The sequence below is a fragment of the Acidovorax sp. genome (genome assembly GCF_047607405.1).
Lineage (GTDB): Bacteria > Pseudomonadota > Gammaproteobacteria > Burkholderiales > Burkholderiaceae_C > Acidovorax.
In genome coordinates, this window is record NZ_JASGDA010000053.1 from 20446 (window position 1) to 44186 (window position 23741).

Here is a 23741-nt window from a genome sequence, read left to right on the forward strand (position 1 = left end):
GCGCTAGAGGCCAATTTGGTTCAAAATATCGACGCGGGCGCAATTCCTACGCGGCACCCCGGCGTGCCTCCGCTACCATGCGCTTTCCGTTCTGTAACACGACATGACCGACTCCGCGCCGCGCATCCACCTTGCCGACACGCCCGACGGCCCCCGTGCGCAGCTGCATGGGCGCTGGGGCGCGGCCGAGCTGGGCAGCCCGGCGCAGTGGAAGGCGGTGGCCGCGCAACTGCGCGAGCACCCCGCCGCGCCGTCCCTGGGCTGGGACCTGCGCCCGCTGCAGTGGCTGGACCACGTGGGCGCGCAACTGCTGTGGAACCACTGGCAGCGCGCCTGGCCCGCGCAGTTCGACTGCACCGACCAGCAGCGCGACATCCTCACGCGCGTGGCGGGCTTCACCCTGGCCGAGCCGCCGCCGCCCGACCGCTGGCGCCTGTCCGCGCAGGTGGACCACCTGGGCGTGCTGGTGCTGCACGGCCTGGACCATGCGCGCCACATGCTCGAAATGGTGGGCCAGCTCCTGCTCGACCTGCTGCGCCTGGCGCGCAACCCGCGCCGGGCGCCGTGGCGCGACGTGTCGGGCCACCTGTACCGCATGGGCGCCACGGCGCTGCCCATCACGGCGCTGGTGGGCTTTCTGATCGGCGTGGTGCTGGCCTACCTGATGAGCCTGCAACTGCGCCAGTTCGGCGCCGAGTCGTTCATCGTCAACATCCTGGGCATCTCGCTGATCCGCGAGCTGGGGCCCATGCTCGCGGCCATCCTGGTGGCGGGGCGCTCGGGCTCGGCCATCACCGCGCAGATCGGCGTGATGCGCGTGACCGAGGAGCTGGACGCCATGAGCGTCATGGGCATCCCGCACGGCTTTCGGCTGGTGATGCCGCGCACCCTGGCCCTGGCGCTGGCCATGCCGCTCATCAGCGTATGGACCACGCTGGCCGCGCTGGCCGGGGGCATGCTGGCGGCGGACATCGCCATGGACATCTCGCCCTCCTACTTCGTGCAGGCGCTGCCCGCCGCCGTGAAGGTGGGCAGCCTGGGGCTGGCCGTGGCCAAGGCGGTGGTGTTCGGCGCGGCCATCGCGCTCATCGGCTGCCACTGGGGCCTGCGCGTCAAGCCCAACACGCAGAGCCTGGGCGAGGGCACCACGGCATCCGTGGTCACGTCCATCACCACCGTCATCATCGTGGACGCGGTGTTCGCCATCGCCTTCAAAAACATCGGCATATGAGCACGCCCGAACCCATCCCCGTCGATGCGAACGAGCCGCCCGTGGTTGAAGTCCACGGCCTGTGGACGGTGTTCGGCAAGGGCCGGGACGCCTTCGCCGTCCACCAGGACCTGGAATTCACCGTGCAGCGCGGCGAAATGCTCTCGCTCGTGGGCGGCTCGGGCACCGGCAAGACGGTGCTGCTGCGCCAGATACTGGGCCTGGCCCAGCCCACGCGCGGCAGCGTCACCGTGCTGGGCCGCCCGGCCAGCGAAATGGGGCGCGAGGGCGCGGCCAGCCGCGTGGGCATGCTGTTCCAGCACGGCGCGCTGTTCTCGGCCTTCAGCGTGCTCGACAACATCGCCTTCGCGCTGCGCGAGCAGGGCACGCTGCCCGACGACCTCGTGCGCGACGCCGCTCTGGTCAAGCTGCAAATGGTGGGCCTCAAGCCCGAGCACGCCACGCGCATGCCCGCCGACCTGTCGGGCGGCATGGTCAAGCGCGTGGCGCTGGCGCGCGCCCTCATCATGGACCCGCCCCTGCTGCTGCTCGACGAACCCACGGCGGGGCTGGACCCGAGCAGCTCCGACGACTTCTGCGCCCTGCTGCGCGAGCTGCGCGCGGCGCTGGGCCTGACGGTCATCATGGTCACGCACGACCTGGACACGCTGTTCGCCCTGTCCACCCGCGTGGCCGTGCTGGCCGATAAAAAGGTCATCGTCACCGGCCCGCCGCACGATGTGGCGCATTTCAAGCACCCCTTCATCGAGCACTTCTTCATGGGCGAACGCGGCCAGCGCGCCATGGCCCCCGCCCCGGACAAGGAAACCCCCTGATGGAAAACAAATCCCACGCCCTCGCCGCGGGCATCTTCGTGCTGGTGGTGGCCGCCATGCTGGCGGGCCTGACCCTCTGGCTCACGCGCGACAACACCCACTACGAGCAATACGAGCTGTCCACCAAGGACGGCGTGAGCGGCCTGCAACCCCAGGCGGCGGTGCGCTACAAGGGCGTGGCCGTGGGCAAGGTCACGCGCATCGGGTTCGACCCGCAGATCAGCGGCAACGTGCTCATCCGCATTGCCGTCAACGAGCAGGCGCCCATCAGCCCCACCACCTTCGCCGTGCTGGGCTACCAGGGCGTCACGGGCCTCGCCCACGTGCTGCTGGACGACGCCGACCAGCCCCAGCCCGCGCCGCCCCCCGGCCCCAGCGGCCTGCCGCGCCTGCCCATCAGGCCGTCGCCCTTTGGCCGCATCGCCGAGCAGGTGCCCAACATCCTCGTCCAGGTCGAGGAAGCCACGCGCCGCGTCAACCAGCTGCTCTCCGACGACAACCAGCAGAAACTCAGCGACGCCCTGGGCAGCATCGCCCAGGCCGCCGCAGGCGCGAACGCGCTCACCGAGCGGCTCGACGCCACGGTGACCCAGCGCCTGGACCCGGCCCTGGCCGCCCTGCCGCCCCTGGCCAGCGACGCGCGCAAGACCCTGCAGGCGCTGCGGCAGGCGGGCGACGGCGTGACCGCGCTGGCGGCCGACATCGGCCAGACCACGCAGCGCCTGAGCGCCCAGGGCGGCCCCATCGACCAGATCGGCCAGGGCACGCAGGCCCTGGCGCGCGCGGCAGACCAGTTCGCCATCTCCACCCTGCCGCGCCTGAACCGCGCCGCCGACGACACCGCACGCGCCGCGCGCCAGCTCGGCCGCACGGCGGGCGGCGTCTCCGACAACCCGCAACTGTTCATCTACGGCTCGGGCCGCATACCGCCCGGCCCGGGCGAGCCAGGCTTTGCGCCCTGAGGAGTGAGTATGACAACTATCAAAAACATAGCTGCTGGTGCCCGTCCAGCAAGCGCTGCAGCCCTTTTTTGCTTGATATTCCTGGCAGGCTGCTCGGCCCTGCCCACGCCGCCCTCGCGCCCCGTGCTGTACGACTTCGGCCCCGGCGCGCTGGCCCCCGCGCCCGCCAGCAGCCAAGCGCCGCTGCCCCCGCTGGCACTGGCCGACGTGGACGCGCCCGGCCTGCCCGAGGGCAGCAACGCCGTGCTGTACCGCCTGGCCTATTCCGACAGCCAGCAACTGCGCCCCTACAGCCAGGCCCGCTGGAGCCAGCCACCCGCGCAACTGGTGCAGCAGCGCCTGCGCGAACAGCTCGGCCAGCGGCGCGCCATCCTCAAGCCCGACGACGGCGCCGCGCAGGCCCGCGACGCGGCCCAGGGCGGCGCGCTGCCCCTGGTGCTGCGCACGGAGCTGGAGGAGTTCAGCCACATCTTCGCCACCCCCGCCGACAGCACGGGCGTGGTGCGCCTGCGCGCCACCGTGGTCGCCCTGACCCCGGCGGGTGAATCGCTGCGCGGGCAGCGCGTCTTCATCGCCCGCACACCGGCCCGCAGCGCCGACGCCGCAGGCGGCGTGGCGGCACTGGCCGAGGCGTCCACGCAGCTGGCGCAGGAGCTGGCGCAGTGGGTGGAGCAGTTAAGCCACTGAACACGGCCCGGCACGGCACTCACGACGCCTGCAGGAACCCCAGGTCCACCGGGTAGTCCGTGCCGCCAAAGTTGCCGATGTTGGGCAGCACGAGAGGCAGTTCGCTGGCGGAGACGCCGAACCACTTGGCCAGCGTGGCCGCGTACTGGTCCACCGAGGTAGTGGGCAGCAGGATGCCCTGGCCGACGTGGGTCTGGTCCTCGGGCGCGGCGGTGTTGGTGTTGGTCACCGGCGGGGCGATGCCGTAGAACGCGCGACCCTTCACGGCGCCGCCCACCACCAGGTGGTGGCCGCCCCAGCCGTGGTCCGAGCCGTCGCCGTTGGAGGTGAGTGTGCGGCCGAAGTCCGACGCGGTGAACGCCGTCACCTTGTCGGCCACGCCCAGCTCTACCGTGGCGTTGTAGAACGCGGTCATGGCCTCGCTCACGCGCTGCATCAGCACGGGCTGCTGCGCGATCAGGTTGTCGTGCAGGTCGAACCCGCCCAGCGACACCATGAACACCTGCCGCTGGTTGCCCAGGGCGCTGCGCCCGGCGATCAGGCGCGCCACGGTCTTGAGCTGGTCGGCCAGCGTGTTGCCGGTGGGAAACGCCGTGCCCAGCGTCACGCCCGCGAGCGCGCTGCCGATCTGGTCGGACGAGGCGACGGAGCGGGCGGTGACGCGCGTGTATTCGTTCTCCATCAGGTGCGTGCGGGGCTGCTGGATCAGTGTGGACAGCGCGCCGCGCACCGCGCTGGAGCCATAGACGTTGTTCTTGACGCCGTTGACGGCCACCGCCCCGTTGGTGCCCACCTGGTACTGGATGGCCGAGCTGCCCGACAGGAACACCGCGTTGCCCGTGACCGATATGCACGTGAACAGCGAGTTGCCGTTGGACGACAGCGCCAGGTCGCCGATGCTGCCGCCCCAGCCCACGGTGGAGCCTTCGGGCGAGGAGGACTGCCACACCGACTGCTGGTCGTTGTGCGAGAACAGGCGCGGCGGTATGGGCTGCGTCTTGGCGGTGTACTGCGCGCGCGTGAGCGGCACCACCAGCGGCCCCACGTTGAGCTGCACGGCCGCCTTGCCGGTGTTGAACAGGCCCGCCAGGCCGCCCATGGCGGGGTGCAGCGCGTACTGGCGCCCGCCAGGCAGCGGTGTGTCGGGGGTGAGCAGCGTGGGCGCCAGGGCGGCCCGGGCCAGCGCGATGCCGCCCGCCGTCTGGCCCGCGCCGCCGCCGCGTATGGCGCTGTAGCGGTTGTAGCTGGCCTCGTCGTAGGTGACCACGGTGTTGGCGTAGTCGTTGCCGCCGTACAGGAAGACGCAGACCAGGGCCTTGTAGTCGCTGGCGGTGAGCGCTGCGGCCTCACCCACGGCGGCGAGGTTGAGCGCAAAGGGCAGGGCAGTGCCCGCCAGGCCCAGTTGGGTACTGCGGCGCAGGAAGGCGCGGCGGGTGTGCAGTTGGGGTTGGAGCAGGTGCATGGGGCGCGGGCCGGTGTGGGTTATTTCTGGACGAGGTATTCGGGCGAAGCCATCACCAGGAAGACGGCGGCGGCCACGCGGTCGCGCCGGGCGTTGTCGGAGCTGGCCTGCGTGACGTTGGTGGCCTTGAGCGCATCGGCGATGAGCCGGGCGGTGGCGGCGGAAAGCTGGCCCGCACACATCAGCAGGTTGATGCGCGCCACCAGCGCGTCGGCGTCCGCGACCATGGCCAGCTCCTCCGTGTAGGCAGCCTGGATGTCGAAGCCGTTGAGCGCGTTGCTGGCGTTTTGCGGCAGGTCGGGCGCATTGACGTAGATGCCGTAGCGGATCACGCCCTGCATGTAGTTGAGGTAGCCGCTCACGCTGGTCTCGTTGACCAGCTGGAACTCGGGCGCCACGGCGCCTTCGGCGGCCAGCGCCGTGGCGGGCGGCACGTAGCCGGGCCGGAAGAAGTTGAACACCGAGGGCGGGCGCAGCGGGCTCTGGCCCAGCTGTGTGTTGGGGTTGCCCAATTGATAGATTTTCCAGGTGCCCGCAGCGGAACTCAGGCCGAAGGTGCGGCCCCACTGCACGAAGCGCAGCATGGGCTCGCGCAGCTTGCCGAAGCCCGGCTGCGACAGGCCCTCGGGGCCGCGCGCCTCGTCGTCCAGCAGGATGGCGCGCACCACGGCGCGCAGGTCGCCGCGCACGCCCGCGCCGTTGTTGGCGAAGGCGGCGCCCACGCGCGCCACGTAGGCGGGGCTGGGGTTGCTCGTCACCAGCCGCTGAATGAGCTGTCGGCCGATGAAGGGGCCCACGTTGGGGTGGTTGAACAGCGTGTCCAGCGCGGTCTTGAGTGCCGCCGCCCCCGGCGTGTTGGCCGCGATGGTGGTGCCCAGGAAGGTGGCGGCCAGCGGGGAATGAAGCGCGGCGTTCAGCACCATCGGCAGCCGCGCATAGGCCGTGGTGGGGATCTGCCGCGAGGTGCCCGGCACGGTGGACGGCGCATGCTGCGAGAGGTCGAAGTCGTAGCCGGTGAACACCCGCGCGAGGTTGGCCACGTCGTCCTGCGTGTAGGTGTCCAGCGTCTTGCCCGCGCCGTCGCGGCGGGGCGTGCCGTCGGGGTTGAGCTGCGCCAGGCCGATGGTCATCAGCTGCATGATCTCGCGCGCGTAGTTCTGGTCGGGCTGGCGGCCCGTGGCGGCGTTTTCCTTCTGGTTGCCGCGCGTGTTCAGGTAGTAGCCCATGGCGGCGTTGAGCGTGATGTCCTCCAGCAACTGGCGGTAGTTGCCGAAGGCGTTGGCGGCCAGCACGTCCCAGTAGGCGGCAATCATGTGGCTGCGCCAGGGCAGGTCCAGGCCGGTGAGGGACACCACGCAGATCTCGGACAGCGCCAGCGCCACGCGCTTGCGCAGGCCGTCGGGCGAGGCGATGAGCTGCTGCCAGATCATGAAGTCGCCCGGGTATTCGTTGTCGTAGAAGCTGGTGGCGGCATTGGCCTGGCCGTAGCCGCGCTCGTTCAGCCAGTCCCAGCCGGTCTGCGATGGCGGCGTGGCGAACTGCTGGTCCAGCCAGGCGGCGTAGCCGACGGCCCGCACGGTGGCGATCTCGGCGGTGGAGGCCGAAAACTGCGCGTGCAGCAGAAAGCGCGCGGCTTGCGCGTCCGTCAGCGCCACCGGATAGGCATAGGAGCCGCCGTCAGCGCCCGCTGCGGCGGAGGACGCATCGCCCCCGCCCCCGCATGCCGCCAGCGCCAGGCTGGACGCTGCCAGCGCGGCAGCCGCGCGCGCCGAGGGAGCGAAAGCGCTGTCAGAAGGATCGGCGGCAGCGGCAACGGCGGCCTGTTCGTTATCGTGGGGCATGGGGGGAAGGGAGTGGAAAGGGTGGGGGCCTGGCTGCCGCGCACGGCGGTGCAACGACCCAAGATAGCCGCGCAAACTTACGCGGGAGCGTGTTCGATGTGGAAACAGATGTTTCCAGGCGCAACGCCACGCAGCTGCCACGGCCACGCTTTGCCGCATCCGGCACGCCGTAGTCCTGCACCGACGCGCGTTGCGTGGCCCGGCCTACGGCGCCCGCGCGCCACCGCTCCTACAGTGGAAACCATCGCAGCACGCAAGATTTCCACGCACTCCGGGTGGACGGCGAGGGCGATCAATTCAGAAGGACACACACCATGAACGAAGACACCATCAAGGGCAACTGGAAGCAGTTCAAGGGCAAGCTGATCGAGCAGTGGGGCAAGCTCACCAACGACGACCTGGACGTGATCGACGGCAAGCGCGAGCAGTTCCTGGGCAAGCTGCAGGAGCGCCTGGGCATCGCCCGCGACGCGGCCGAGAAGCAGCTCAAGGAATGGCAGAGCCGCCACCCCGACTTCCGCTTCGACGACTGACCCGCGCAACGAACCCGGGAGAAAGCGCCATGACACACGCACGCACCCTGATCGCCGCCGTGGCTGCGGGCCTGCTCGCCACCTCGGCCCTGGCCCTGACGGACACCGAATACAAGGCCGCCAAGGGTCACATCGCCGCCGAATACAAGGCAGACAAGCAGCACTGCGGCAGCCTCAAGGGCAACGCCCGCGACATCTGCGCCAAGGAGGCCAAGGGCAAGCGCGCCGTTGCCAAGGCCGAGCTGCAAGCCCGGCACAAGCCCGGCGCCGAGGCCAGCCACAAGGTGGCCGACGCACGCGCCGATGCCGCTTACGAAGTCGCCAAGGAAAAGTGCGACGACCTCAAAGGCAATGACAAGGATGTCTGCGTGAAGGACGCCAAGGCCGCCCGCGTCCGGGCCAAGGAAGACGCCAAGGTCGCCGCCGCCGAGGCCAAGCCCCACGTCAACCCCGCCGACGTGGCCGAGGTCCGCAAGGAAGCAGCCGCCGAGAAGAACGAGGCCGGCTACAAGGCCGCCAAGGAGCGCTGCGACGCGCTGTCGGGCGACGCCAAGTCCAAGTGCGTGGACGACATGAAGTGGATGTACAGCAAGCACTGACACCCCTGGGCGGCGATGTCGCCGGGGTACTGGCAGGGCTGTGGGGGCTTCAGGGCTTGAGCCGCTCAGCCACCCAGATGCCGCCCAGCACCATGGCCAGCGCCGCCACGTGGTACAGGCGCAGCGGCTCGCCCAGCACCAGCACGGCCAGGGCGGGCCCGAACACCGGGGTGAGGTTGTAGAACACCCCGGCGCGCGCCGGGCCGATCAACTCCACCGCGCGGATGAACGTGATCTGCGACACGAACGAGGGCAGCAGCCCCACGTACAGAATGATCAGCCAGCCCTGCGGCGTGGGCCAGAAGCACTGGCCCGCCGCCACCTCCCAGGCCAGCAGCGGCAGCGAGGCCAGCGCCGCCACGGCGGCGGCAGCGGCAAAGAACACCAGCGGCGACACCGCAGGCCGGGCGCGCAGGCCCAGCGTGTAGCCCGCGTACAGCAGCGAGGCCAGCAGCACGCCCACGTCGCCCGCGTTCAGGTCCAGCGCGCGCAGCACCGACCACTGCCCGCGCGACGCCACCACCGCCACGCCCGCCAGCGTCAGCGCCACGCCCAGCGCCTGCAGGGCCGACACGCGCAGGCGCAGCACCACGGCGCCGCCCAGCAGCACCAGCACGGGCACCACGCCCTGGATGATGGTCAGGTTGACGGCGCCCGTATGGTGGGCGGCGGTGTAGTACAGCGCATTGAAGCCGGTAAAGCCCGCCACGCCCATCACCGACAGGTAGCGCCAGCGCGGGCGCAGCAGCGGCCAGTCGGCCACCAGCGCCCGCCGCGCCACGAACCACAGCGCAATGCAGGCGACCGACCAGCGCGCGGTGGTCAGCACCATGGGCGAGACGTGCCCCACCGCCAGGCGCGCGGCGACCGCATTGCTGCCCCAGATGAGGGTGGTGACGATGAGCAGCAGCGCCGGGCGGTGGCTCAGCCAGGCCCAGGGCGTGGCGCGTGCGGGCGATGCGGATGAAGACGGCATGGCGCCGAGCGTAGCCCATTACTACCGCTCGATTCGTGCAGAGGCTCCTGAAGGGCGCCATGACACATCCGCTTCGAGGCGCGGTGCAAGAACCGCACGGGCACCGAGGAAACGCTGATGCGCCAGCAGGTCTGGCGGGCGGCGCGCGAGCGGCCCACGCTGCTGCAGGGTGCGTGGCGCTGGGAGCCTGCGGGCGAGATCTCCGTTTATTGAAACGTCAGCGTGACGCGCAGCCCCGGCGGTCACTTGCCGACGAGTACGGGGAACAGCTTGCCCAGCCCCTCGGCCATCACCTCCACCGCCAGCGCGGCCAGGATCAGGCCCATGAGCCGCGTCATCACGTTGATGCCGGTCTTGCCCAGCACGCGCGCGATGGGCTCGGCCAGCGCAAAGCACACGGCCGTGGCCAGCCCGATCACCACGCCGTAGCCCACCAGCGCGGCGTGCTGCCAGAAGGTCTGGGCGCGGTCGGCATAAATCACCACGGTGGACATGCTGGCCGGCCCCGTGAGCAGCGGAATGGTGAGCGGCACCACGGCGATGCTGCTGCCCGCCGCCGCCTTCTCGGCGCCTTCTTCCAGGTCGTGCGTGTGGGGCTTGGCCTCTGCGGGCTGCGCGTTGAGCATGTTCATGGCGCTGATGAGCAGCAGCATGCCGCCGCCCACCTGAAAGCTTTGCAGCGAGATGTTGAAGAAGTCCAGGATCTGCAGCCCCAGCAGCGCGCAGGCCGCGATCACGCAGAACGCGCTGAACGCCGCCACCTGGATGGTGCGCCGCCGCTGCGCGCCGGAGAAGCCCTGCGTGTAGTGGATGAAGAACGGCACGATGGCCAGCGGGTTGACGATGGCGAGCAGGGTGATGAGGGGCTTGAGGTCCATCAACGGCTTCCGGAGACTTCAAGGAGTGACATGGTGGTGTAGGGCGACGCAAAAGACACCAAACGAATGGCCGTCTCCTGCAAGAATGGCGCATCGTAAATGTTCATGAGGAGCAACGGCATGGGACAGTTTGTCGATCTGGTGTCTGGCGACGGATTCACGGTGCCCGCCTGGGTGGCCGAGCCTGACGCGGCGCCGCGCGGCGCGGTGGTGGTGCTGCAGGAAATCTTTGGCGTGAACGTACACATCCGCGCCGTGGCCGACCGCTTCGCGGCGCGCGGCTACCTGGCCGTGGCGCCCGCCACCTTCGCGCGCGTGCAACCCGGCGTGGACCTGGGCTATGGGCCGCAAGACATGGCCACGGGCCTCGCGCTCAAGGCCGCCGCCGAGGCGCTGCCTGGCGCGGGGGTGATGCCCGACATCCAGGCCGCCATCGACCACGCGGCGCGGGTCAGCGGGCGCAAGGTGGGCATCGTGGGCTTCTGCTGGGGCGGGCTGCTGGCCTGGCGCGCGGCCTGCACGCTGCAGGGGCTGTCGGCGGCGGTGCCCTACTACGGCGGCGGCATGACATCGGCCGACGAGACGGCGCGCCAGCCGCAGGTGCCGGTGCTGGCGCACTTCGGCCAGCGCGACCACTGGATTCCGTTGGACAGCGTACAGGCCTTTGCCCGCGCCCACCCCGAGGTCGAGGTCCACATCTACGACGCGGACCACGGCTTCAACTGCGACCAGCGCGGCAGCTACGACGAGGCCGCCGCCATGGCCGCGCGCGACCGCACGCTGGCGTTCTTCGACAGGCACCTGGTTTGAAGCCTTTCAAGCTTCTAGCCCTTATTCAGCAAGGGCTTGCAGCTATTCTTTTTGACACCATCGCCACACCATGAAGGCGTAAAGCCCCGCCCCCAGCACCAGCGCAGCTGCTGCCACGGCCAGCGCCCAGTCGAAGCCCTGCGCCTGCGACCCCGCCTGCCCCAGCAGCCACGCGGCCATGGGCGGCCCCGCGATCTGGCCGATGCCGTACAGCGCGGTCAGCAGCCCGGTGAAGCCCGCCCCGGCCTGCGGCCACTGGTGGCGCGCCTCCTGCAGCGCGAAGAAGGTGATGGCCGTGAACGGCAGCCCCAGCAGCAGGCTGCCCAGCGCAAAGCCCGCGCGCCCCGGCCACAGCAGCCCCAGGCCGATGGCCGCCGCTTGCAGCAGGTAGGCCCCGGCCAGCAGCACGCGCCGGTCGCGCGTGGGATCGATGCGCGTGGACAGCAGCGCGCCCAGCGCCACGCCCGCGCCGAACAGGGGCCAGAACAGGTCGGGCCAGACCGAGCCCGCGGGCAAAGCGGCACGCGCGATCACGGGCAGGAAGGTGGCGGTGACGATGTAGCCCAGGCCCGCCAGGCCGTAGGCGATGGCGAGCAGGGCGCGCTCTGCGGCGGGGTGCGGCGGCGGAGCAGTCACCGCGCCTGCCGCCGGGCCCGCCAGCGGTTCGCCGCCCCGCACGGTGGGCCACACCAGCGCACACAGCACGGCGGCCAGCAACGCGAACATGGCCCAGCCCATGGCCGCGCTCCAGCCCGCAGCCACCATGGCGCTGGTCAGCAGGCCCGTGGCGAAGATGCCCAGCCCCGGGCCGCAGAAGATCAGCCCGCCCATGGCCGGTTTGCCCAGGCGCGCCAACCGCGCCATGCACCAGTTGACCATGCCCAGGAACACCGTGGCGCTGGCCACGCCCGCGAGGAACCGCATCAGCGGCCACAGCGCGGGCCAGGGCAGGGCCAGCGCCACGGTCAGCAAGGCGGTGGCGACCAGCCCGCCGCGCACCAGGGCGGCGTTGCCCGGCGTGCCCGCCCAGCGGCGGCCCAGCCAGGGCAGGCCCATGTAGAGCAGCGCACCCGCCAGGTAGCCTGCGTAGTTGGCGGTGGCGAGCCAGCTGCCGGTGGCGATGTCCACCACGCCGTCGCGCAGCATCATGGGCAGCAGGGGCGTGAAGGCGAAGCGGCCTATGCCCATGGCCGCTGCCAGCGCGGCCATGCCCGCCAGGGCGACGTGCAAGGGGGAAGCGGAGGGCATGGGCATTGCGGCAGGGGCAGCCTGTGATCTTGGCGAGGCACTGGACACCACCCGGTGTTCACCGCGCAGTTGCTACGCGTCCTGGCCCGCCATCTCCAACTGCATCATGACCATGTTGACCAGCGTGTGTACCGTGGGGCGACCGGTCTCGATCACGTAGTGGGCAGTTTCGCGGTACAGGCCGTCGCGCTGGGCGTACAGGTCGCGCAGCTTGTCCATGGGGTTGCCGCCCTGCAGCAGCGGGCGCGACTTGTCGTGGCGCACGCGCCGGTAGATCTCCTCGGGCGCGGCGCGCAGGTAGAGCACGGTGCCGAACGCGCGCAGGGCCGCGCGGTTCTCGGGGCGCAACACGGCGCCGCCGCCGGTGGACAGCACCATGCCGCCGCTCTCGCTGGCCGACTCGGCCAGCACCTGCGACTCCAGGTCGCGAAAGCGCGCCTCGCCCTCGGTCTCGAAGAAGCTGCGGATGCTGGTGCCGATGATGCGCTCCAGCCGGTGGTCCAGATCGACGAAGGGCACGCCGACGCGGTGGGCCAGTTGCCGGCCGACGGTGGATTTGCCCGAGCCGGGCATGCCGACCAGTGCGCAGCGAATCTGCATGGGTGGATGGGGGTTGTATGGGGTCAGGGCTGCCGAGTGTAAGGCGCAGTGTCGCAAGGCGCGGTGTCGGCGTCGGCCTACCCCCGCAGGCGCGCTTTGCGGGTGGACGCGCCGCCGCCGCGCCCGTAGGCTTGCCGCATGACCGATGACGCCGCTGCGCCCTCCCTGGTACACCGCGCCCTGCGCGTTGCCCAGCCCTTCTGGCATGCCACCCAGCTGTGGCTGGACGCCGAGGGCCTGCGCATGAGCGCGGCCATGTCGTTCTACGGCATGTTGAGCCTGGCGCCCCTGCTGTTGCTGCTCGTGGGCGTGCTGGGCTGGTGGCTGGACCGGGGCTACCTCGAAACCAACCTCATCACCCAGGTGCAGGCCGTCATGGGGCAGCAGGTGGCCGACGTGGTGCGGCAGGCCCTGGCCAGCGCGCGGGCGCCTGCCCAGGGGCGGCTGGCGTCGCTGGTGGGCTTCGTGGTGCTGGTGTCGGGCGCCACGGGGGTGTTCGTGGAGCTGCAGTCGGCCCTGGAGCGCCTGTGGCGCGGCGACGGCCCCGCGCCGCTGCGCGCCGCCTGGTGGCGCATGGCGTCGCTGCGCCTGCGCGGGCTGGCCTACGTGCTGGCGCTGGGCTTTTTGCTGCTGGTGTCGCTGGCGATGTCCACGCTGATCAACCTGCTGGCCCACTGGGCGGGCGCGCACCTGCCGTTTGCGCCGCTGGCGCCCGCCATGCAGCTCGTCAACGAGGCCGTGGCCTACGGCTTTGCCGTGGCGCTGTTCGTGGGGCTGATGCGCATCGGCGTGGGGCCCAAGCCGCCCGCGCGCTGCCTCGTGGCCGGGGCCGTGGTGGGGGCGGCGCTGTTCACCGTGGGCAAGCAACTGCTGGCCTGGTACCTGTCCACCGCCGCCGTGGTGTCGGCCTATGGCGCGGCGGGGTCGTTGGTGGTGCTGCTGATGTGGATCTACTTCTCGTCGGCCGTGCTGCTGTTCTCGGCGAGCTGCGCCCGCGCGTTCCAGTCCCAGGACACTTGGTAAACACGCTCTTACGTCCTTTACAGGCCCTCAGCGCGGGTGGCTGGCGCTGGCGGGTACGCTGTCACCGCCGCCCGGAACCGCCCGGGCCTTTTCGGAGAAAGACCATGAACAACACCGCAGTTTCACCTTCCAGCAACCCCGCCCTGCCCTCCGCGCCTGCCGCATCGGTCCCGCCGCTCAAGTGGCTGTGGGTGACGGTGGGCGCCTTGGGTGTGTGCGTGGTGGCGCTGGGAACGACCCTGGTGGTGCAGAACAAGGGCAGTTCCGCAACCGAAACCACAACGGCGGCGGTGGCAACACCGGCACCCGAGGATGTCAAGAATTCACAGTCAAACAAGGCTCCAGCGCTTTCCCATCAAGCACCAGCAGCTATCAACAGGATAGCAAACCAGGCGCCCGCGCAACACCCGCAATACCCGGCAGAGGCCCCGCCCGCGCTGCGCACCGCCGCGCCAGCGCCCGTGTGCGCCACCTGCGGCCGCGTGGAGTCGGTGCAGGCCATTCAGCAAGCCGCGCCTGCCACGGGCGTGGGTGCGGTGGCTGGCGGGGTGCTGGGTGCCGTGGTGGGCAACCAGGTGGGCAAGGGCTCTGGCCGGGCCGCTGCCACGGTGCTGGGCGCCGTGGGCGGCGGCTACGTGGGCCACAAGGTGGAGGAGCGCACGCGCACGCACACGGTCTATCAGATCGCGGTGCGCATGGACGACGGCTCGGTGCGCCACTTCACGCGCGCGCAGCCCACGGCGGTGGGCACGCCCGTGGTGCTGCAGGGCAAGGGCTTCCGCGTGGACGAGGGCATGCCCGCCGGGGCGCCACAGCCAGGCGCGGTGCGCGTGGCCGGGTAATTCGTCCCTTCTGACTTGCTTACTTCTCGACGAAGGCGCGCTCGACCACGAAGTCGCCGGGCGTGCTGGTGTTGCCTTCCTCGAAGTCGCGCTTTTCCAGCATGTGCTTGAGGTCGGCCAGCATCGCCGGGCTGCCGCAGAGCATCACGCGGTCGGTGAGCGGATCGAGCGGCGGCAGGCCGATGTTGGCAGGGAAGGTGCCGTCGTTGATCAGGTCGGTGATGCGGCCCTGGTTGCGGAAGGGCTCGCGCGTCACCGTGGGGTAGTAGATGAGCTTGCCCTGCACGATCTCGCCCAGCAGCTCGTGTTGGGGCAAGTCCTTCTCGAACAGCGCCTGGTAGGCCAGCTCCTTCACCTCGCGCACGCCGTGGACCACGATGACCTTCTCGAAGCGCTCGTAGGTCTCGGGGTCGCGCACGATGGACAGCCACGGCGCCAGGCCCGTGCCGGTGCCGATCAGGTACAGGTTCTTGCCGGGCAGCAGGTAGTCGATGAGCAGCGTGCCCGTGGGCTTCTTGCCGACGACGATGGTGTCGCCCACCTGGATGTTCTGCAGGCGCGAGGTCAGCGGGCCGTCCGGCACCTTGATGGACAGGAACTCCAGGTGCTCCTCCCAGTTCGGGCTGGCGATCGAGTAGGCGCGCAGCAGGGGCTTGCCGTCCACCTTCAGGCCGATCATGGTGAAGTGGCCGTTGGAGAAGCGCAGCGCCGGGTCGCGCGTGGTGGTGAAGGAAAAAAGACGGTCGGTCCAGTGGTGTACCGAGAGAACTCGCTCTTCGAGAAATGCGCTCATGGATGGTTGGCCAGGGTGGATTGATGGATGAAGCGAAGTTTCATCGTTTTTTTATTCGCCATGGGCATAAGCTGAAAAAGCGGCGCCCCGGAGACTTTTGCCGCCAATTGTCGGATAAACGCGCGTTGCGGGTACAGTGCTGTCGCCCTGAACTGATATCGGACAAGGAATGCCCTCCATGACTTCATCTCGTACCACCGTTGTCGCCGCCGCATTGGCCCTGTGCTGGGGCGTTTCGGCGCACGCCCAGAGCGCCGCCATCAAGATCGGCGAGATCAACAGCTACAAGGCGCAGCCCGCCTTCCTGGAGCCCTACAAGAAGGGCATGACCCTGGCGGTGGACGAGGTCAACGCCGCAGGCGGCGTGCTGGGCAAGAAGCTCCAGCTCGTCATCCGCGACGACAACGGCAACCCTGGCGACGCGGTGCGCGCGGCGGAAGAACTGGTCTCGCGCGAGAAGGTGGACGTGCTCGCGGGCGCCTACCTGTCGCACGTCGGGCTGGCGCTGGCGGACTTCGCCAAGCAGCGCAAGTTCTTCTTTCTGGCGGGCGAGCCGCTGACCGACAAGATCGTCTGGCAGAACGGCAACCGCTACACCTACCGCCTGCGGCCTTCCACCTACATGCAGGTGTCCATGCTGGTGCCCGAGGCCGCCGCGCTGAAAAAGAAGCGCTGGGCGCTGGTCTATCCCAACTACGAATACGGCCAGTCCGCCGCCGCCACGTTCAAGCAGCAGCTCAAGGCCGCGCAGCCGGACGTGGAGTTCGTTGCCGAACAAGCGCCGCCGCTGGGCAAGGTGGACGCGGGCAGCGTGGTGCAGGCGCTGGCCGATGCCCAGCCCGACGCCATCTTCAACGTGCTGTTCGCCGCCGACCTGTCGCGCCTGGTGCGCGAGGGCAACACGCGCGGCCTGTTCAAGGGCCGCGAGGTGGTGAGCCTGCTGACGGGCGAGCCCGAATACCTGGACCCGCTGAAAAACGAGGCGCCCAATGGCTGGATCGTCACCGGCTACCCCTGGTACGGCATCCGCACGCCGGAGCACAAAGCCTTCCAGACCGCGTACCAGCGCAAGTTCAAGGAAAACCCGCGCCTGGGCTCGGTGGTGGGCTACAGCACCATCCGCTCGCTGGCCGAGGGGCTGAAGAAGGCCGGCTCCACCGATGCGGAAGCGCTCGTGGCCGCCTTCCAGGGCCTGCAGGTACCCACGCCCTTCGGCACCATCACCTACCGCGCCGAGGACCACCAGTCCACCATGGGCGGCTACGTGGGCCGCACCAGGAACCAGGGCGGCAAGGGCGTGATGGTGGACTACCGCTACGTGGACGGCGCGGCGGTGCTGCCGTCCGCCGAGGAAGTGAAGAAGCTGCGCCCTGCTGACTAATGCAATGGATGCCTCGGGCTTCATCGTCCAGCTGCTCAACGGGCTGGCGGGCGCCTCGTCGCTGTTCCTCGTCGGCGCGGGGCTGTCGCTGATCTTCGGCGTCACGCGCATCGTCAACTTTGCGCACGGCTCGTTCTTCATGGTGGGCATCTACGCCGCCTACTCGCTGGCCGAGCGGCTGGGCGACTGGGGCGAATGGAGCTTCTGGCCCGCCCTGCTGCTCGCCGCGCTGGCGGTGGGCGTGCTGGGCGCCGTGGTCGAGGTGCTGCTGCTGCGCCGCATCTACAAGGCGCCCGAGCTGTTCCAGCTGCTCGCCACCTTCGCGCTGGTGCTCGTCATCAAGGACGCGGCCCTGTGGCTCTGGGGCCCCGAGGAGCTGCTGGGTCCGCGCGCGCCGGGCCTGTCGGGCTCGGTCGCCATCCTGGGCCGCCAGTTCCCGACCTATGACCTGTTCCTCATCGCCGTGGGGCCGGTGGTGCTGGGCCTGGTGTGGCTGCTGCTCACGCGCACGCGCTGGGGCACGCTGGTGCGCGCCGCCACGCAAGACCGCGAGATGGCCGCCGCCCTGGGGGTGAACCAGGCGTGGCTGTTCACGGCGGTGTTCGCGCTGGGCGCGCTGCTGGCGGGCCTGGGCGGCGCGCTACAGCTGCCGCGCGAGCCCGCCACGCTGGAGATGGACCTGAACACCATCGGCGCCGCCTTCGTGGTGGTCGTGGTGGGCGGCATGGGCTCCATCCCGGGCGCGTACCTGGCCGCGCTGCTGATCGCGCAGGTCAAGGCCGTGTGCATCTGGCTGGGCGTGGTGCAGGTGTTCGGGCACGACGTGTCCTTCTCGCAGCTCACGCTGGTGGTCGAATTTTTGGTGATGGCCGTGGTGCTGGTGGCGCGGCCCTGGGGGCTGCTGGGCAAGCCGCAGGCCGTGGCGCGCGGCACCGGCATGGCCGAGGCGCCATTGCGCGCCGCGCCGCCCGCGTACAAGGCGGGCGCCGCCGTGCTGCTGGCCGCGCTGGCGGTGCTGCCCTGGCTGGCGGCAGGCGCGCCCTACCTCACGGTGCTGATGATCGACCTGCTGGTGGCCGTGCTGTTCGCGGCCAGCCTGCACTTCATCATGGGGCCGGGGGGCATGCACTCGTTCGGCCATGCGGCGTACTTCGGCCTGGGGGCGTATGCGGCGGCGCTGCTGGCGCGCGCGGCGGATGTGCCGATGGAGCTGGCCCTGCTGCTCGCGCCGCTGGCGGCGGGCGCGGGCGCGCTGCTGTACGGCTGGTTCTGCGTGCGGCTGTCGGGCGTCTATCTGGCGATGCTTACCCTCGCCTTCGCGCAGATTACCTGGGCCATCTGCTACCAGTGGGACGGCTTCACGGGCGGCAGCAACGGCCTGACCGGCGTGTGGCCCGCCGAGTGGCTGGCGGACAAGCGCGCGTACTACTGGTTGACGCTGGCGCTGGCGGCGGCGGGTGTGCTGCTGCTGCGCCGCATGCTGTTTTCGCCCTTCGGCTACGCGCTGCGCGCGGTGCGCGACTCGGCCCTGCGCGCCGACGCCATCGGCATCGACGCGCGGCGCGTGCAGTGGGCCGCCTTCGCCATCGCGGGCACGTTCGCGGGGCTGGCGGGCGCGCTGTTCGCGTTCTCCAAGGGCAGCATCTCGCCCGAGGCGCTGGCCGTGGGCAAGTCGGTGGACGGCCTGGTGATGGTGCTGCTGGGCGGTGTGCAGACCCTGGCCGGGCCGGTGGTGGGCGCGGCGGTGTTCACCTGGCTGCACGACACCGTGGCGCGCGGCACGGACTACTGGCGCGCGCTGCTGGGCGGCATCATCCTGCTGCTGGTGCTGCTGTTCCCGCAGGGCATCGCGGGCGGCGTGGGGCAGCTGGTGGCCCGCTGGCGGGGGGCGCGGGCATGAGCCTTTTGCAAGTGACTGACCTGTCCAAATCCTTCGGCGGCGTGAAGGCCGTCGATGGCGTGGGCTTCACGCTCGCGGCGGGCGAGATGCTGGCGCTCATCGGCCCCAACGGCGCGGGCAAGACGACGGTGTTCAACATGGTGGGCGGGCAACTGAAGCCCGACGCGGGCTCCATCCAGTTGGGCGGCCAGGAGCTGGCAGGCCGCACGCCGCGCGCCATCTGGCGCCTGGGCGTGGGCCGCACCTTCCAGATCGCCGAGACCTTTGCCTCGCTGACCGTGGCGGAGAACGTGCAGATGGCGCTCATCGCCCGCGACCGCCGCGTGTTTGCGCTGTGGCGCCGGGCCGCGCACCACCGGCGCGGCGAGGCCCTGGAACTGCTGGCGCAAGTGGGCATGCAGGCGCAGGCCGACCGCCCCTGCGGCGTGCTGGCCTATGGCGACGTGAAGCGCGTGGAGCTGGCCATCGCCCTGGCCCACGCCCCCCGGCTGCTGCTGATGGACGAGCCCACCGCGGGCATGGCCCCGCGCGAGCGCAACGAGCTGATGGCGCTGGCCCGCCGCCTGGTGGCCGAGCGCCGCATGGCCGCGCTGTTCACCGAGCACAGCATGGACGTGGTGTTCGCCCACGCCGACCGCATGATCGTGCTGGCGCGCGGCAAGCTGATTGCCGAAGGCCCGCCGCAGGCGCTGCGCGACGACCCGCAGGTGCAGGCCGTCTATTTCGGCACCGGCAAGACCTTCGAGGCCGCGCCATGACGACGAACGCCGACGTGCTGCTGCGCGCCGAAGGACTGCAAGCCTGGTACGGCGCCGCGCAGATCCTGCACGGCATCGACCTGGAAGTGCGGCGCGGCGAGGTCGTGGCGCTGATGGGGCGCAACGGCGCGGGCAAGTCCACCACGCTCAAGGCGCTGATGGGCCTGGTGCCGCGCCGCCGGGGCCGCATCGACTTCATGGGCCGCGACATCGCCCGCACCGACCCGCACGCCATCGCCCGCCTGGGCCTGGGCTACGTGCCCGAGGACCGGCGCGTGTTCACTGATCTGACGGTGCTGGAGAACCTGGACGTGGGCCGCCAGCCCCCGCGCCACTGGCCCGGCGGCGCGCCCGCGCCGGTGTGGACGCCCGAGCGTTTGTTCACGCTGTTCCCCAACCTGGGCGAGATGCCGCAGCGCCCCGGCGGGCGCATGAGCGGCGGCGAGCAGCAGATGCTGACCGTGGCGCGCACGCTCATGGGCAACCCATACCTGGTGCTGCTGGACGAGCCGTCCGAGGGCGTGGCGCCCGTCATCGTGGAGCAGATGGCGCAGACCATCGCAGAGCTGAAGGCGCAGGGCGTGAGCATTCTGCTGTCCGAGCAGAACCTGCGCTTTGCCGAACTGGTGTCCGACCGCGCCTACGTGCTGGAGCAGGGCCAGATCCGCTACCAGGGCGCGATGGCCGCGCTGGCAGCCGACGAGGACGTGCGGCGCACCCATCTGGGCGTGGGCTGAAAATACAAGCCAAAATGGCCGCCAGCGCTTATGTAGCAAGCGCCAGCAGCTATCAAAACCGGAGCGTCTTTACTTGCAACTGAAGCTGCTGGCGCTCTCCAGGCTGCCCGTGCCGTTGTAGCGCGCCACCTGCGGGTAGGGGCACAGCGGGCGGCTGCGCGTGGCGGACCAGGTGGCGGGCAGGTCGGCGTTGACGCCCGCCGCATTGCCCGTGCCGCGCACGCTGGCGGTCACGGTGTCGGGGGCCTGGCCCTTTTCCACCCAGTTCACCAGCGGGGTCAGCATGTCGAACTGGTCGGTGGCGGGGCCGCCGGAGCAGTGGTTCATGCCGGGCACGCGGTAGAAGCGCGCGAAGTTGGCCGCGTCGCCGCCATTGGCCTTGCGCAGCGCGTCGTACCAGGCGGTGGTGTCGTCGCTGGAGAAGATGGGGTCGCTGGTGCCGTGGAAGACCATCATCTTCGCGCCCCGGCCCTTCAGCGTGGACAGGTTGCTCGGGTCGGGCGGGGTCATGAGCTGCATGCCGCTTTCGGTGTACAGCGCCGTGGTGGCGTTGACCTTGGCGAGCATGGTGTCCACGTTGCCGGTGAGCGCGAACACAGGGCCGTTGAAGGTGGCGGGGTCCTCGGGCGGGGCCGACCAGATCAGGCCCACGCCGCCCGAGTCCATCACCAGCGGCGCGGTGAACTCCCAGAAGCCGTAGCCGTAGGCGTTGCTGCCACCGCCGGCCAGGCCCGCGTCGTAGGGGAAGCTCGCGTAAATCTTGCTGCCGCTGCTGGTAGTGGGGCCGCTGAAGATCTTGGCGATGCCGGTCTTCTGCGCGGCCGACAGGCAGGTGCCGTCGCGCTCGCCGCTGCAGGTGGGCACGTCGCGGTCCAGGCTGAAGGCGGCCTGGCAGGCGGCCGTGTCCTGGATCAGCCCGTCGGCGGCGCCGTCGAGCGCGTCGCACTTGGCGAGCACGGCGCTGGAGACGAGCTGGCGCTCGGCCAGGGTGAAGCCGGTGGACAGGTCGCCCGCCGTGCTGGCCAGGGAGGCATAGATCTGCCCGCCCGCGATGCTGGCGATGGCCGCCTTGGGCAGGTTGAAGCCGGGGTTGCCCACCAGGAAGCCGTCGTACTGGTCCGCATAGCGCGCGGCGGCCACCATGGTGTGGCGCCCGCCGTTGGAGCAGCCGCCGAAGTACGAGCGGTCCGGCGCCTTGCCGTAGGCGGTCTGGATGGCGCTCTTGGCCATGGGCGTGAGCTTGGCCACGGCCTGGTAGCCGTAGTCCAGCCGCGCCTGCGGGTCGATGCCGAAGTAGGGACCCACGCTGGCCGTGTGCCCGGCGTCCGAGCTGATGACGGCAAAGCCCATGTTCAGCGCGTTGTCCAGCCCCGCGCCCGCACTCACGCTGCCCACGGCGGGCAGCACATTGCCGTCGATGCCGCCGTTGGCCTGGTAGAAGAAGCGGCCATTCCAGTCGTTGGGCAGCCGCATCTCGAAGCCGATGGCGTAGCGCTGGCCGTCCACCGCGCTGGTGCGCGCGTACATCTCGCCCGTCACCTGGCAGTGCGCGCGCACGGGCGCGCCCGCCACCGTCAGCGTGCCCGCCGCAATGGGCGTGGCCGCCGTGATGGTGGTGTTGGGAAAGCTGATCTGCGCCGCCAGCTCGCTGCACGATTTCAGCGTGCCCGGCGTGGCCGCCGCCAGTTGCGGCAGGGCGGGTTCGGAACTGCCGCCGCAGCCGATCAGCAGCGCGGCGGGCAGGGCCATCGCCAGCGCGGTGTGTTTTCTGTCTTTCATGGTGTTGTCTCCTGTTTTGCTATTATTTATATAGCTGCTAGCGCTTGCTGGATAAGCGCTAGCGGCCAATTTGGCTCAAGACTCTGCGGTAAAGCCGATCTTCTTGATGAGCGGCCCCCAGGCGTCGTACTCGGCCTTTTGCCAGCGCGCCATCTCCTCGGGCGTGGAGCCGTGCGGCATCAGGCCCACGATGGCCAGGCTGTCGATCACGGACTTCTCCTTCAGCGCGGCGTTGATGGCCGCGTTGGCCGCCGCGATCACCGGCTTGGGCGTGGCGGCGGGTGCGTAGAAGCCGAACCATTCTTCGGTGGTCAGCTCGGGGAAGCCCTGTTCGGCGAAGGTGGGCACGTCGGGCACGTAGATGGAGCGCTTGGGGCCGGACGTGGCCAGGATGCGCAGCTTGCCCGCCTTGTAGTTGGCGATGAAGTCGCCGTGCGGCGTGACCATGGCGGCCACCTGCCCGCCCACCACGTCCGTCACGCCGGGGATGGAGCCGCGGTAGGGCACGTGGCGCAGCTCCACGCCGCTGTTGATGCCCAGCAGCGCGCCCAGGAAGTGTGGCGTGGAGCCCGCGCCGGGCGAGCCGTAGCTCGCATCCTTGGGGTTGGCCTTGGCCCAGGCCAGGAAGTCCTTCACCGTCTTCACGCTGGCGGGCACCATGGGGCCCACGGCCAGGCCGTGGTGCATGATGGCCCCGATCGACACGGGCGCGAAGTCCTTGTCGGTGTAGTTCATCTTGCTGTAGATGTGCGGGTAGTTCGCCAGCGCGGACACCTGCGCCAGCGCCAGCACCGAGCCGTCGGCGGGCGACGCCTTGAGCGTCTCCAGCGCAATGCGCCCGCCCGCGCCGGGCTTGTTCTCGACCACGCCCGCGTTCTTGGTGTAGGCCGTGCCGCCGAGCCGCTCGCCCACGCGGCGGGCCACCGTGTCGCCGGAGCTGCCCGCAGGGAAGCCGAAGTAGATCTTGACCTGGTCCACCGGCTGGGCCGATGCGGACAGGGGGTAGAGCGCGCCCAGGGCGGCGGCGCTGCCCAGGGTGTGGATGAAGTGGCGGCGGGTGGTGGTCATGGTGTTGTCTCCAGGTGGTTGTGGACGGGGGAAAGCGGTTATCTCGGTGCCATGCGCAGAGCACCATCCAAACGGATCACCTCGCCATTGAGATGACCGTTGGTGACGATGTGGCAGGCCAGATCGGCGAATTCGTCGGGGTGCCCCAGGCGCGGAGGGAACGGGATGCTGGCGGCCAGCGACTGCTGCACGGGCTCGGGCAGCTCCTTCAGGAGCGGCGTGGCGAACAGGCCCGGCGCGATGGTGCAGACGCGGATGGCGTGCTGCGCCAGGTCGCGCGCCATGGGCAGCGTCATGCCCGCCAGACCCGCCTTGGACGCGCTGTACGCCTGCTGGCCCACCTGCCCGTCGAACGCGGCCACCGAGGCCGTGAACAGCATCACGCCGCGCTCGCCGTTGTCGAGCACGGGCAACTGGCTGCACGCTGCCGCGAACAGGCGGCTGACGTTGTAGGCGCCGATCAGGTTGACGTTGACCACGCGCACGAAGTCCTCCAGCGGCGCGGCGCTGCCGTCGCGCTGCACGATGCGGCGGGCACTGCCGATGCCCGCCACGTTCATGAGGATGCGCGCCGGGCCGTGCGCCGCGGCGGCCTGGGCGAGGGCGGCGGTGACGCTGGCCGGGTCGGTGATGTCGCAGGCGCAGGCGACGCCGCCAATGTCGGCGGCCACCTTCGCGGCCTGCTCGGCGTTGCGGTCGAGCACGGCCACTTTTGCGCCCAGGCGCGCCAGCGCGCGCGCCGTGGCCTCGCCCAGGCCCGATGCGCCGCCGGTGACGAGGGCGGCTTGTCCTTGGATTTGCATGTGCGTGTCTCCGGT

General features: G+C 70.3%; 23 protein-coding genes. 13 read left to right on the forward strand and 10 right to left on the reverse strand.

Going from position 1 to position 23741, the window contains the following annotated elements; all coding sequences use genetic code 11:
- The first annotated feature begins 103 nt into the window (after positions 1-103).
- From QM569_RS06430 to QM569_RS06445, 4 genes are read left to right on the forward strand one after another with little or no spacing between them, the layout of a single operon-like run.
- Positions 104-1231 carry an MlaE family ABC transporter permease gene (locus QM569_RS06430; protein ID WP_414986398.1) on the forward strand — a complete coding sequence of 376 codons (1128 nt, stop codon included), beginning with the start codon at positions 104-106 and terminating at the stop codon, positions 1229-1231.
- On the forward strand, positions 1228-2046 hold the full coding sequence (locus QM569_RS06435; protein WP_414986399.1) for an ABC transporter ATP-binding protein: 819 nt from the start codon (positions 1228-1230) through the stop codon (positions 2044-2046). Before QM569_RS06430 ends, QM569_RS06435 begins: the two co-directional genes overlap by 4 nt.
- Complete coding sequence (locus QM569_RS06440; RefSeq protein ID WP_414986400.1) at positions 2046-3008, forward strand: MlaD family protein; 963 nt, start codon at positions 2046-2048, stop codon at positions 3006-3008. The genes QM569_RS06435 and QM569_RS06440 overlap by 1 nt, the downstream gene beginning before the upstream one ends.
- Before the next feature lie 9 nt (positions 3009-3017).
- Positions 3018-3695, forward strand: coding sequence for an ABC-type transport auxiliary lipoprotein family protein (locus QM569_RS06445; RefSeq protein ID WP_414986401.1), 678 nt, complete (start codon positions 3018-3020; stop codon positions 3693-3695).
- Between the two features lie 19 nt (positions 3696-3714).
- Here QM569_RS06445 and QM569_RS06450 read toward each other — a convergent pair whose 3' ends face one another.
- The gene (locus QM569_RS06450) at positions 3715-5157 is read right to left on the reverse strand and encodes a DUF1501 domain-containing protein (protein WP_414986402.1); all 1443 of its coding nucleotides are present in this window, start codon (positions 5155-5157) and stop codon (positions 3715-3717) included.
- A gap of 20 nt (positions 5158-5177) precedes the next feature.
- The gene (locus QM569_RS06455) at positions 5178-6998 is read right to left on the reverse strand and encodes a DUF1800 domain-containing protein (RefSeq protein WP_414986403.1); all 1821 of its coding nucleotides are present in this window, start codon (positions 6996-6998) and stop codon (positions 5178-5180) included.
- 314 nt (positions 6999-7312) lie between these two features.
- Here QM569_RS06455 and QM569_RS06460 point away from each other — a divergent pair, with 314 nt between their 5' ends.
- Both QM569_RS06460 and QM569_RS06465 read left to right on the forward strand, forming a co-directional pair.
- The gene (locus QM569_RS06460; RefSeq protein ID WP_414986404.1) at positions 7313-7531 is read left to right on the forward strand and encodes a CsbD family protein; all 219 of its coding nucleotides are present in this window, start codon (positions 7313-7315) and stop codon (positions 7529-7531) included.
- A 29-nt stretch (positions 7532-7560) separates the two neighbouring features.
- On the forward strand, positions 7561-8130 hold the full coding sequence (locus tag QM569_RS06465) for a hypothetical protein (protein WP_414986405.1): 570 nt from the start codon (positions 7561-7563) through the stop codon (positions 8128-8130).
- A 49-nt stretch (positions 8131-8179) separates the two neighbouring features.
- Here the strand turns inward: QM569_RS06465 and QM569_RS06470 are convergent, their stop codons facing one another.
- A complete protein-coding gene (locus QM569_RS06470) occupies positions 8180-9106 on the reverse strand; it encodes a DMT family transporter (protein ID WP_414986406.1) in 927 nt (308 codons plus the stop codon).
- Positions 9107-9348: 242 nt separating this feature from the next.
- Entirely contained in the window at positions 9349-9984 is a 636-nt protein-coding gene (locus tag QM569_RS06475) for a MarC family protein (RefSeq protein ID WP_414986407.1), read from the reverse strand.
- 120 nt (positions 9985-10104) lie between these two features.
- On the opposite strand from QM569_RS06475, the gene QM569_RS06480 reads away from it, so the two are divergent.
- Positions 10105-10794: a dienelactone hydrolase family protein gene (locus QM569_RS06480; protein WP_414986408.1), complete on the forward strand. Its 690-nt coding sequence runs from the start codon at positions 10105-10107 to the stop codon at positions 10792-10794.
- A 42-nt stretch (positions 10795-10836) separates the two neighbouring features.
- Here the strand turns inward: QM569_RS06480 and QM569_RS06485 are convergent, their stop codons facing one another.
- Both QM569_RS06485 and QM569_RS06490 read right to left on the reverse strand, forming a co-directional pair.
- Positions 10837-12042, reverse strand: a complete 1206-nt coding sequence (locus QM569_RS06485; protein ID WP_414986409.1) for a YbfB/YjiJ family MFS transporter — start codon at positions 12040-12042, stop codon at positions 10837-10839.
- A 72-nt stretch (positions 12043-12114) separates the two neighbouring features.
- The gene (locus QM569_RS06490; protein WP_414986410.1) at positions 12115-12642 is read right to left on the reverse strand and encodes a shikimate kinase; all 528 of its coding nucleotides are present in this window, start codon (positions 12640-12642) and stop codon (positions 12115-12117) included.
- 138 nt (positions 12643-12780) lie between these two features.
- Between QM569_RS06490 and QM569_RS06495 the strand changes: the two genes are divergently transcribed.
- The gene (locus QM569_RS06495; protein ID WP_414986411.1) at positions 12781-13665 is read left to right on the forward strand and encodes a YihY/virulence factor BrkB family protein; all 885 of its coding nucleotides are present in this window, start codon (positions 12781-12783) and stop codon (positions 13663-13665) included.
- 104 nt (positions 13666-13769) lie between these two features.
- Positions 13770-14507: a glycine zipper 2TM domain-containing protein gene (locus QM569_RS06500; protein WP_414986412.1), complete on the forward strand. Its 738-nt coding sequence runs from the start codon at positions 13770-13772 to the stop codon at positions 14505-14507.
- A gap of 19 nt (positions 14508-14526) precedes the next feature.
- Here the strand turns inward: QM569_RS06500 and QM569_RS06505 are convergent, their stop codons facing one another.
- Positions 14527-15300 (reverse strand): ferredoxin--NADP reductase, encoded by a 774-nt coding sequence (locus QM569_RS06505; RefSeq protein WP_414986413.1) that lies wholly within the window; start codon positions 15298-15300, stop codon positions 14527-14529.
- A gap of 178 nt (positions 15301-15478) precedes the next feature.
- Between QM569_RS06505 and QM569_RS06510 the strand changes: the two genes are divergently transcribed.
- From QM569_RS06510 to QM569_RS06525, 4 genes are read left to right on the forward strand one after another with little or no spacing between them, the layout of a single operon-like run.
- The gene (locus tag QM569_RS06510; protein WP_414986414.1) at positions 15479-16681 is read left to right on the forward strand and encodes an ABC transporter substrate-binding protein; all 1203 of its coding nucleotides are present in this window, start codon (positions 15479-15481) and stop codon (positions 16679-16681) included.
- 4 nt (positions 16682-16685) lie between these two features.
- Positions 16686-18581: an ABC transporter permease gene (locus QM569_RS06515; RefSeq protein ID WP_414986415.1), complete on the forward strand. Its 1896-nt coding sequence runs from the start codon at positions 16686-16688 to the stop codon at positions 18579-18581.
- Positions 18578-19339: an ABC transporter ATP-binding protein gene (locus QM569_RS06520; RefSeq protein WP_414986416.1), complete on the forward strand. Its 762-nt coding sequence runs from the start codon at positions 18578-18580 to the stop codon at positions 19337-19339. The genes QM569_RS06515 and QM569_RS06520 overlap by 4 nt, the downstream gene beginning before the upstream one ends.
- Positions 19336-20076, forward strand: a complete 741-nt coding sequence (locus QM569_RS06525; protein WP_414986417.1) for an ABC transporter ATP-binding protein — start codon at positions 19336-19338, stop codon at positions 20074-20076. Before QM569_RS06520 ends, QM569_RS06525 begins: the two co-directional genes overlap by 4 nt.
- Before the next feature lie 69 nt (positions 20077-20145).
- Here QM569_RS06525 and QM569_RS06530 read toward each other — a convergent pair whose 3' ends face one another.
- The 3 genes from QM569_RS06530 to QM569_RS06540 form a co-directional block, all read right to left on the reverse strand.
- On the reverse strand, positions 20146-21855 hold the full coding sequence (locus QM569_RS06530; protein ID WP_414986418.1) for a tannase/feruloyl esterase family alpha/beta hydrolase: 1710 nt from the start codon (positions 21853-21855) through the stop codon (positions 20146-20148).
- Positions 21856-21930: 75 nt separating this feature from the next.
- Positions 21931-22923 carry a Bug family tripartite tricarboxylate transporter substrate binding protein gene (locus QM569_RS06535; protein ID WP_414986419.1) on the reverse strand — a complete coding sequence of 331 codons (993 nt, stop codon included), beginning with the start codon at positions 22921-22923 and terminating at the stop codon, positions 21931-21933.
- A 38-nt stretch (positions 22924-22961) separates the two neighbouring features.
- Positions 22962-23726, reverse strand: coding sequence for an SDR family NAD(P)-dependent oxidoreductase (locus QM569_RS06540; protein WP_414986420.1), 765 nt, complete (start codon positions 23724-23726; stop codon positions 22962-22964).
- Positions 23727-23741: the final 15 nt, after the last annotated feature.

Bases quoted from the DNA above. Each gene is read 5' to 3' on its own strand.
- QM569_RS06485 (WP_414986409.1), bottom strand. From the start codon at position 12,042: ATGCCCTCCGCTTCCCCCTTGCACGTCGCCCTGGCGGGCATGGCCGCG.
- QM569_RS06495 (WP_414986411.1), top strand. From the start codon at position 12,781: ATGACCGATGACGCCGCTGCGCCCTCCCTGGTACACCGCGCCCTGCGC.
- QM569_RS06450 (WP_414986402.1), bottom strand. From the start codon at position 5,157: ATGCACCTGCTCCAACCCCAACTGCACACCCGCCGCGCCTTCCTGCGC.
- QM569_RS06540 (WP_414986420.1), bottom strand. From the start codon at position 23,726: ATGCAAATCCAAGGACAAGCCGCCCTCGTCACCGGCGGCGCATCGGGC.
- QM569_RS06475 (WP_414986407.1), bottom strand. From the start codon at position 9,984: ATGGACCTCAAGCCCCTCATCACCCTGCTCGCCATCGTCAACCCGCTG.
- QM569_RS06490 (WP_414986410.1), bottom strand. From the start codon at position 12,642: ATGCAGATTCGCTGCGCACTGGTCGGCATGCCCGGCTCGGGCAAATCC.
- QM569_RS06510 (WP_414986414.1), top strand. From the start codon at position 15,479: ATGACTTCATCTCGTACCACCGTTGTCGCCGCCGCATTGGCCCTGTGC.
- QM569_RS06520 (WP_414986416.1), top strand. From the start codon at position 18,578: ATGAGCCTTTTGCAAGTGACTGACCTGTCCAAATCCTTCGGCGGCGTG.
- QM569_RS06455 (WP_414986403.1), bottom strand. From the start codon at position 6,998: ATGCCCCACGATAACGAACAGGCCGCCGTTGCCGCTGCCGCCGATCCT.
- QM569_RS06470 (WP_414986406.1), bottom strand. From the start codon at position 9,106: ATGCCGTCTTCATCCGCATCGCCCGCACGCGCCACGCCCTGGGCCTGG.
- QM569_RS06500 (WP_414986412.1), top strand. From the start codon at position 13,770: ATGAACAACACCGCAGTTTCACCTTCCAGCAACCCCGCCCTGCCCTCC.
- QM569_RS06445 (WP_414986401.1), top strand. From the start codon at position 3,018: ATGACAACTATCAAAAACATAGCTGCTGGTGCCCGTCCAGCAAGCGCT.
- QM569_RS06460 (WP_414986404.1), top strand. From the start codon at position 7,313: ATGAACGAAGACACCATCAAGGGCAACTGGAAGCAGTTCAAGGGCAAG.
- QM569_RS06440 (WP_414986400.1), top strand. From the start codon at position 2,046: ATGGAAAACAAATCCCACGCCCTCGCCGCGGGCATCTTCGTGCTGGTG.
- QM569_RS06480 (WP_414986408.1), top strand. From the start codon at position 10,105: ATGGGACAGTTTGTCGATCTGGTGTCTGGCGACGGATTCACGGTGCCC.
- QM569_RS06465 (WP_414986405.1), top strand. From the start codon at position 7,561: ATGACACACGCACGCACCCTGATCGCCGCCGTGGCTGCGGGCCTGCTC.
- QM569_RS06535 (WP_414986419.1), bottom strand. From the start codon at position 22,923: ATGACCACCACCCGCCGCCACTTCATCCACACCCTGGGCAGCGCCGCC.
- QM569_RS06435 (WP_414986399.1), top strand. From the start codon at position 1,228: ATGAGCACGCCCGAACCCATCCCCGTCGATGCGAACGAGCCGCCCGTG.
- QM569_RS06430 (WP_414986398.1), top strand. From the start codon at position 104: ATGACCGACTCCGCGCCGCGCATCCACCTTGCCGACACGCCCGACGGC.
- QM569_RS06515 (WP_414986415.1), top strand. From the start codon at position 16,686: ATGGATGCCTCGGGCTTCATCGTCCAGCTGCTCAACGGGCTGGCGGGC.
- QM569_RS06525 (WP_414986417.1), top strand. From the start codon at position 19,336: ATGACGACGAACGCCGACGTGCTGCTGCGCGCCGAAGGACTGCAAGCC.
- QM569_RS06505 (WP_414986413.1), bottom strand. From the start codon at position 15,300: ATGAGCGCATTTCTCGAAGAGCGAGTTCTCTCGGTACACCACTGGACC.
- QM569_RS06530 (WP_414986418.1), bottom strand. From the start codon at position 21,855: ATGAAAGACAGAAAACACACCGCGCTGGCGATGGCCCTGCCCGCCGCG.